Origin of the sequence: Olsenella profusa F0195 (assembly GCF_000468755.1) — a bacterium.
Taxonomy (GTDB): domain Bacteria; phylum Actinomycetota; class Coriobacteriia; order Coriobacteriales; family Atopobiaceae; genus Olsenella_F; species Olsenella_F profusa.
Genome location: NZ_AWEZ01000010.1, coordinates 62641 through 70595, shown reverse-complemented (window position 1 = coordinate 70595; position 7955 = coordinate 62641). Strand labels below are relative to the sequence as shown.

Annotated in this window: 10 protein-coding genes; 7 read left to right on the top strand and 3 right to left on the bottom strand. The window is 65.4% G+C overall.

All coding sequences use genetic code 11. The annotated features are described in order from the left end of the window. The coding region (locus HMPREF1316_RS01710) for a glutamate--tRNA ligase family protein (protein ID WP_232204388.1) at window positions 1–457 on the bottom strand (457 nt) is incomplete at its 3' end. Window positions 458–1055: 598 nt separating this feature from the next. Between HMPREF1316_RS01710 and HMPREF1316_RS01705 the strand changes: the two genes are divergently transcribed. From HMPREF1316_RS01705 to HMPREF1316_RS01685, 6 genes are all read left to right on the top strand, one after another. Then, window positions 1056–1709, top strand: a complete 654-nt coding sequence (locus HMPREF1316_RS01705; protein ID WP_021725148.1) for a hypothetical protein — start codon at window positions 1056–1058, stop codon at window positions 1707–1709. A 101-nt stretch (window positions 1710–1810) separates the two neighbouring features. Next, a complete protein-coding gene (locus tag HMPREF1316_RS14240) occupies window positions 1811–1972 on the top strand; it encodes a hypothetical protein (RefSeq protein WP_198009542.1) in 162 nt (53 codons plus the stop codon). Window positions 1973–1979: 7 nt separating this feature from the next. Next, the gene (locus tag HMPREF1316_RS01700) at window positions 1980–3275 is read left to right on the top strand and encodes a glycosyltransferase family protein (RefSeq protein WP_021725157.1); all 1296 of its coding nucleotides are present in this window, start codon (window positions 1980–1982) and stop codon (window positions 3273–3275) included. Next, window positions 3268–4620 (top strand): sensor histidine kinase, encoded by a 1353-nt coding sequence (locus HMPREF1316_RS01695; RefSeq protein WP_021725156.1) that lies wholly within the window; start codon window positions 3268–3270, stop codon window positions 4618–4620. Before HMPREF1316_RS01700 ends, HMPREF1316_RS01695 begins: the two co-directional genes overlap by 8 nt. 136 nt (window positions 4621–4756) lie before the next feature. Continuing rightward, entirely contained in the window at window positions 4757–5503 is a 747-nt protein-coding gene (locus tag HMPREF1316_RS01690) for a LytR/AlgR family response regulator transcription factor (protein ID WP_040650824.1), read from the top strand. A gap of 9 nt (window positions 5504–5512) precedes the next feature. Then, on the top strand, window positions 5513–5995 hold the full coding sequence (locus HMPREF1316_RS01685; protein WP_021725115.1) for a metallophosphoesterase family protein: 483 nt from the start codon (window positions 5513–5515) through the stop codon (window positions 5993–5995). On the opposite strand, the gene HMPREF1316_RS01680 is transcribed toward HMPREF1316_RS01685, so the two are convergent. Both HMPREF1316_RS01680 and trxA read right to left on the bottom strand, forming a co-directional pair. Then, complete coding sequence (locus HMPREF1316_RS01680; protein WP_040650822.1) at window positions 5992–6717, bottom strand: phosphatase PAP2 family protein; 726 nt, start codon at window positions 6715–6717, stop codon at window positions 5992–5994. The two genes, HMPREF1316_RS01685 and HMPREF1316_RS01680, sit on opposite strands and share 4 nt — an antisense overlap. A 125-nt stretch (window positions 6718–6842) precedes the next feature. Further along, the gene (gene trxA, locus HMPREF1316_RS01675; RefSeq protein ID WP_021725145.1) at window positions 6843–7160 is read right to left on the bottom strand and encodes a thioredoxin; all 318 of its coding nucleotides are present in this window, start codon (window positions 7158–7160) and stop codon (window positions 6843–6845) included. Between the two features lie 148 nt (window positions 7161–7308). Between trxA and HMPREF1316_RS01670 the strand changes: the two genes are divergently transcribed. Continuing rightward, the gene (locus HMPREF1316_RS01670; protein WP_040650856.1) at window positions 7309–7854 is read left to right on the top strand and encodes a hypothetical protein; all 546 of its coding nucleotides are present in this window, start codon (window positions 7309–7311) and stop codon (window positions 7852–7854) included. The last annotated feature ends 101 nt before the right edge of the window (window positions 7855–7955 follow it).

Here is a 7955-nt window from a genome sequence, read left to right as displayed (position 1 = left end):
TGCGTCTCTCGGCGACCTGCCTGGGCGTGAGCTTCCTGCAGGTTCCCTGGTACACATAGGTGCCGTCGGAGGCATGTGGGGCGCTTGCGGCATGGAGCTCGCTTCTGGTGCAGAAGCAGGGATAGGTGAGGCCCTGAGACCGCAGGCGATCGATGGCGTCGCGATAGAGGTCGCCCCGCCGGCTCTGATGGTAGGGGCCCTCGTCCCACGAGAGCCCCAGCCAGTCGAGATCCCGCATGATGAGGTCGGCGGCGTGGGGATCCCGCGCACGGGGGTCGAGGTCCTCTATGCGCAGGACCATGCGGCCACCCTGGCTCCTTGCGGCAAGCCAGGCCATGAGCGCGGAGAAGGCATTGCCCAGGTGCATGCGACCGGATGGCGTGGGGGCAAGGCGCCCCACGGGCTTCGTCCCCACCTTGCCGTCATAGAGGTAGATGGAGGGGGGTCCCGTGCGCATGACCTGCCGCGTGAGTCCCATGTGATCATAGAACCCCGTGTCGCAGCTGTCGTCCGTCATGAGGAAGAGGTCGGTGGCACCGGCGTCATGCATCACCGTGCGTGCGCGGGCCAGAAGCTCGCGGCCCACGCCCAGGCCGTGCGTCCCTGGATCGACCATCAGCAGCGTGAGCTGTGCAGCTCCGCGCAGGGCATGGGTGTCCCAGACGTCCTGCGCCATGCGCAGCTCGTCCAGGTCGAGGTCCATGGCACAAGCATCGGCGGGCCGCGTCGGCGCGTCCTCGCCGCTGCCCAGGCGTGCCCCATCGCCCGCACGCAGCAGCGCGGCGCCCACCGCAGTGCCGCCAGCCTCGGCCACAACGCCGTGCGTGGACTCCGCCAGATAGCGGGAGACGAGGAACCTGCTGGTAGTGCGGGCACGGTCGGCGTCCTCGCCCGCAAGCCAGATCCGTGCATACAGTCGTGCCAGGGCACGCTCGTCCCCGTGCGCAAACGGGCGATACGTCACCCGTGTCGAGATCTTCCGCCCCACGCTGGCCCTCCTGTCCCCTGCTTGCCTGCTACCATGGTAAACCACGCTTCCAAAGGAGGTCGATGCCATGGACATGCCCCTTGAGACCAGCGACTCGTTTCGCCTGGGGACGCCCGCGCTCGTGTGCCGCTGGCGCCTCTCCAACCGCAAGTTGCCCCTCGAGAATCGGCACTTGCGCTCCCTCTCCTGGCGTCGCCTGGACGAGCGGCCCCTGAACGCGGGGCTCATCTCCTGGGCCAAGCAGCACATAGAGTGGACGCTCGCGGATGGGGCCGTTGCACATCCGGACGGCGTGCTCATGCTCGTCGTGGACGATGCTGGCCAGGCGGCCATGACGGTTGGCCCCTATGAGGAGCTGCATGCCACCAAGCTGGCGCACCTGGTGGGGCGTGCCCGGACGGCACGGACCGAGGCGTGGGAGACGGGTGTGGCGCCGGAGTCCCTGTGGGTCTGGCATGACGAATGCCTCTACTGGGGCATCGATGAGGACGCCCATGCGTCCGGCGCGGCGTCCCTCATCGAGGATCTCGCACGGACGCTGGGGACGCCGGTGGAGCGCAGCGCACATCTGCTGGATGACGCGCACGCCGGTGAGCTCGATGCCGACGAGGCCTTCCTCGTCTCTGACGAGCACGGCGTGGTGCTGGCCTGCGACGATGCTGGCGAGGAGGGGCATCGTCTGCGTGACGCCTACCGCACGCTGCTTGCGCGTACGCACTAGGGGCCGAGAGGTCCGGTGGGCCCCGCCCGCGCGCCCCGTGTGGCCAGGAGATTGCAGCTCGCCTGACATGGAGGGGCATACGGTAGACTATCATGGGTCGCATGGCCCGAACGTCCGATGCCCGTACCCCACCGTCCTTCCGGGAGTCTGCCACGTCGTCTGCCTCTGCCAACATCATGGGGCGAGGCCCCGCCGCGCCCACGGGCGTCGCCCGTGCGGCATCGGACGAGCGCGTCGCACTCCGCATGTCAGAGAGGAACTAATCCCCCCTTGAACCCTGTCATCGTCATTCCCAGCTACTGGAATCGCGGAGAGGATGCCGTGGAGTTTGGTGACGTATGCGCCTACGACCATGCCACACCCGTGCTCAAGCCAGTTCCCGAGCTGGAGGTGTGTCTCGATTCGCTCGAGGACGTTCGTGGGATCCTGCGCGTGATTGTGCTGTTGGTTGCCCCTGCGGACTGCGAGGCGGATGCCCGTGCGCGCGTGGACGGCATCTGCCGCGCACATCGCGACCTCAACCCGCTGGTCATTGGGTCGGCCGAGGCTGAGGTCATCGCGGGCGCCGTGGAGCGCTGCGTCCCCAGGCTGGGTGGCTCGGCCATCGCACTGCGCGGCTATGGCGCCATCCGCAACATGGGCCTGGCCGTCGCCTCGGTGCTCGGCCATGACGTGGTGGTGTTCCTCGATGATGATCAGGTGGTGCCCAATGGGGACTTTCTCATAGACGCGCTCTATGGCCTGGGCATGAAGACGCGCCAGAATCTACCCATCCTGGCCAAGAGCGGTTACTTCCTCGATACGGATGGCTCTCCCTATGCCCCGCAGGGGGATCTGCCGCTGCGTGACCGCTTTTGGTCCAAGCGCGTAAGCTTCAACCAGTGGATGCACCGGGCCCTCTCGACCACGCGCATCTCCCGGTCGAACTACGTGTGCGGCGGCTGCTTCGCCCTCGCGGGGGAGGCATTCACGCACGTGGCCTTCGATCCCACCATCACGCGCGGGGAGGACCTTGACTACCTGCTCAACATGCGCATGATGGGGTACGACGTGTGGTTCGACAATGCCTGGTGCGTGCGGCACGTCCCCCCGGACGACTCCTCCCACGCCACGCGCTTCCTGCAGGACGTCTATCGCTGGGAGTACGAGATCGCCAAGCTCGGGCGCGCCAATGCCACCATCGGCATGCGTCAGGTACGCCCCGAGTCCCTTCGGCCCTATCCTGCGGACTGGTTGGATGGGGGGAACGTGCGGCGACGCGTGCTGCTCACGTCCCTCATCCGCATGCTCGCCGGCCCCGAGCGCGGGCGCTATGCCAGCATACTGTTCAGGCGTCGCCACGAGGCGCAGGGATGGGCCGCAAGTGTCGCGGGCACCTACTTCGAACTGTTGACCTATTGGCCCCAGATCATGTCGTTCCTGTGGGACAACATGCTCATTGCGCGTCGCGTGGTGAACATGGGCACTCCCAACGACTATGGCGCGTGCGTTCGCCCTGGCGCGGCCCATGGGCCATCCACGGGCCTGGCGTCCTCTGCCGTGAGCTGGGGAGGTCACCGTGAGTAGGCTCGCACTCGGGCCGTCGTCTCGCTCGGCGCTTCTCATCCGCCTGGTGCTCGCCGTTGCCACCGTCGGCATGCTGTGTCTGCTGGCCTGGAGCATCATCCGAGACAATCTGGCCGCGGCGGCCGTGGCTGGCGGCACGCTGGCCGTGCTCATCGTGCTGGAGGGGTCCGTGTTCCTGGCCCCGGATGACCTACGCTCTCAGGCCATGCGTCGCACCCTGAGCCTTGCCTCGGCAACGCTGGGCCACATGTCCTCCGGTCTCACGCGCGAGGGCTCTGTCGCGGTGTGCCAGCTGCTGTTGGCCGAGACAGGCGCGACGGCCATCGCCATCACCAACACGCGGGCAGTGCTTGCCTACGTTGGCGAGGGCACCTTGGGCGTGGGCGGTGGTGGTCCCCTCTCGGATGCGACTCGCGAGGTGCTGAAGAGTGGACGCGTGCTCACCTTCACCAACCCTGCCACCGCCTCTGACGGCATGGCTGGTTCCTCGACGGGGAAGGATGCACCGCGCCTGCGCGCGGCCGTGTTCGCGCCGCTCAAGGTAGCCGACCACTGCGTGGGCACCATCAAGTTCTACTACCGACACAGCCATGAGCTTGATCGCACGCAACTCACCATCGTCCGTGGCTTTGCCGAGCTGCTCTCGACGCAGCTCTCCACCCACGAGCTGGAGCGGCAGGCAGAGCTTACGGCCCACGCGGAGGTCAAGGCGCTGCAGGCGCAGATCAACCCACACTTCCTCTTCAACGCGCTCAATACGATGGCGGCCCTCACGCGCACCGATCCGGCACGGGCGCGTGACCTCCTGCGTGAGTTTGCCGTGTACTACCGCTGTCAGCTCGAGAGCACCGAGTCGCTCATCCCCCTGCAGGAGGAACTTGCGCAGACCAGGCGCTACCTCAAGATAGAGAAGGCGCGCTTTGGCGACGATCGCATCGTGGAGTCCGAGATGGTGGGCGAGGGGTGCGAGAACGTGATGGTGCCCGGGTTCATCGTGCAGCCCATCGTGGAGAACTCGGTGCGCCACGGCATGCGTGACGAGGGGATGCTGCACATAGACATACAGGTTACGACGGATGGCGATGATGTGCTGCTTGCCGTTGCCGATGACGGTGTCGGCATGGACGTCGATGCCGAACGCCGCCTGATGGATGCCGATGCCTCTCGGGGGGGCGCGCGTGGCACCGGTGTCGCCCTGCGCAACGTGGCCGACCGCGTGCGTCACTTCTACGGCGAGCACTCCGGCGTAGAGATCATGTCCAAGCAGGGAGAGGGAACGGTGGTCACACTGCGTCTCGCACGGGTCGCCCTGCGCATCGGCCGTCATGAGAATAACCCCGTCTAGCTGCACAGACGTCAGAAATGGTGCATGGCCGACAATTGTGTATCATTACAGGTGGCATAGTCTTCCGTTTGACTTGTCTTGGCTCCTCCCGTCAGCGTCATGCGACGGGTCGTTGCGCAGGGATGGTGGGTTCTGCATGCTTAACGCACTGATAATTGATGACGAGGCTCCGGCACGCTCTGAGCTGCGCTTTCTCCTCGAGGAGACGGGGCGTGTGGATACCATCGAGGAGGCCTCCAACGCGCGCGAGGCCGTGGAGCTGCTGGTGCGCTACAAGGAGGATGCGGCCCACCACCGTGGGACGGATGTGCTCTTCCTGGACATCCATATGCCCAAGACGTCCGGCATGCAGCTTGCCGAGGCGCTTCACAAGCTCAAGAACCCTCCCGACGTCATCTTTGTCACGGCGTACGGCGAGTATGCCGTGGAGGCCTTCAACGTCGATGCGGTCGACTACCTCATGAAGCCCGTCGAGACCATTCGCCTGGAGCGTGCGCTGGACAAGGTGGAGGCCCGCGAGCAGCGCACCGCCACGGCGACGGATCCGGCCACCGAGCGCATTCCCGTGGAGAAGGGTGGCCGCAAGGTGCTCGTCCCCATCGACCAGATTCGCTACATCGAGGCCAAGGATGACTATTCCTGCATCTACACGGCCGATGACCGCTTTCTCTCCACCATCTCGCTTGCCAAGCTCGAGGATCGTCTGGTGCCCCATGGGTTCTTCCGCGTGCACCGCGGCTACATCGTCAACCTCGAGCACATCGAGGACGTCGAGGTCATCTCAAGCGGTATTCTCCAGCTTGGTCTCAAGGGCGTCGAGGAGAAGAAGATTCCCGTGTCGCGCAGGCGCGTCGTCTCGCTGAAGCGAGCTCTGGGCATCTAGCGGGGCCGCATGAGGTACGACATCGTCTCTGACACCCATGGCGTCCTCACCGACCAGCTGCTGCATGCTCTCGAGGGCGCCGACCTCATCGTGCACGCAGGGGACATCTGCTCCATTTCGAACTATGAGCGTCTGTGCCGGATTGCCACGGTCAAGGCCTGTCTTGGCAACAACGACCATGGCCACGACTATGGCCCACTGGTACGCCGGGACGTTCACTTCTTCTCGGAGGGGCTGCGGTGGCAGATCTGCCACTATCGCGAGCGACTTGACCTCCAGACCTGTGACATCGCCATCTGCGGCCATACGCATCGACCCCTCGTGGGGCGTGACCGGCGCACCGGTACGCTGGTGATGAATCCGGGCAGTCCCACCTCGCCGCGCGCGGGTGGCCCCACCATCGGTCGCATCATGGTGGACGACGAGCGCGTGATCTCGGCCGAGATCATCAAGCTCGATGACGGGCGCCTCAAGAACAGGTCCTGGTTCTAGCCCTGCCGCGGTTCGCCGCGTGCGCGTTTGCTCGGGCGGCGCCGTGCCAACTCGCATGGCATGAAGAGCGGCACGAAGAGCCTCACGTAGAGGCAGAGCCACGCCAGCGAGACGGCGAAGCCGGCGAGCACGTCGGTAAAGTAGTGGACGCCCAGGTAGATGCGGCTGAATCCCACGGCTACCACCACGACGCCAAAGCCGATCACGCAGAGGTACCTCACAAGGCGGTCGCGCTCATAGTGCCACACCATCCATGCCAGCAGCCCATAGAACGCCATCGCAATCATGGAGTGGCCCGAAGGGAAGCTGTAGCCCGTCTCGGCAATGAGGCGGAAGCCATCCGGGCGAGGTCGGTGGATGATGGCCTTGAGCAGCGTGTTGAGGATGACGACGCAGACGAGGTTGACCGCGGCACAGAGTCCCGGCCACCTGCCGGGGGCAAAGGCCTCGACGGTGAGCATGACCACCACCAACACCACGGGCAGGGCCAGCTCCGAGACGGATTGCATGATGGGGGTGAGCCAGGGCCGACGCATGTGCAGGACAATGACCTGATATGCCAGGGTGTCCAGCCTGATGGCCTCGCCCTCGAGCACCTCCTGGAGCAGCCAGACGAACACGATGATTGCGATGACCATCACGATGGTGTGCACGTTATCCCGCACGAGCCCCCTGAACGTGCGATGCACGGCGCGTATGTGTGCCCTTGTGCCCCTATCCATGGAAGAGCGCCCCCATCGTCATCCCCTGCAGAAAGCAGGAGGGCGGATGCCGTGTGGCATCCGCCCTGGCTGTTGGCGACTAGGATATACCACTGCCGCCATCAGCGAAGGACTGCATGAGGAGCCTACAGGTTGGCCTCGAGCTCCTTGACGAGATCGGTCTTGGGCATGTTGCCCACCATGGTGTGGGCGGGCTTGCCGTCCTTGAACAGGATGAGCGTGGGGATGGACACGATCTGGAACTGCTGGGCAAGCTCGCCCTCGTCGTCCACGTTGCACTTGAGGACGGTGAGCCTGTCTGCCATCTCGTCGCCCACCTGTTCGATGACGGGACCAAGGGCGCGGCAGGGGCCGCACCAGGACGCCCAGAAGTCCACGAGGACGGGCTTGTCGGACTTTGCGACCAGGGTGTCGAACTCTGCGGCGGTAAGCGCGTTAGCCATATGGTTCTCCTTCTTGTTCGTGCGCGGCTAGCGCACGGTTTGGCACTGCCTGCCTTATACCCAGACGCGCGGGGATATTCAGAAGAGATGGGCTTCAGTTGTAGAATCGGTGCGCATACAGATCCGATGAGGAAGGGTCGTGGCGCAGATGCAGGAAGACCGCCGCGCAGCATATCTCGCCAAGACGCGCAGGGAGATTGTCGCGCTTGTCGAGCGCGGCGTGCGCATGGTGGGCAACGCCCTCTCGAGCGTGTGCCTGGTCAAGGGGGATCTCTCCGACGCCGAGCGCACGGGAGCCCCGCTGCTGGGCGGCCCGGACGGCACGGCGCTCCGGGCGTCGCTGACGGCGCTGGGCTATGCACCGGAGGACTGGTGCGGCCTTGCCGCAGTGGATGAGGGGGGACGCGCACTCGATGCGGAGCTGCTGCGCCTCGCAGTGGTGACGCTCGATCCGGACACGCTCATCGTGTGCGACGAGACGGCCGCCGCCGCCCTGAGGGAGGCGTTGGCGGACGAACTGGTGGGGCTGCCAGACATTCACCAGAGCATGCTCGAGGCGGGTCTGGTTGTCGACGTGCTGGGCATGCGCGTGCTCAACCTGGGTGGATTTGCGGCGGCGCTGGGCGAGGAGGCACAGAAGCAGCTGATGTGGGCCCGCCTCAAGCAGCTGCCGCCTCTTGGCGAGCCCTACTAGCCACCCCCCCGTCATCGCCGTGGGAGTCGTACGCAATGTGCGGTGCAGTCGCCTTGGGTCGTATGCAAACCTTACCCCCCATTCTCTGCTTATAGCCTTAT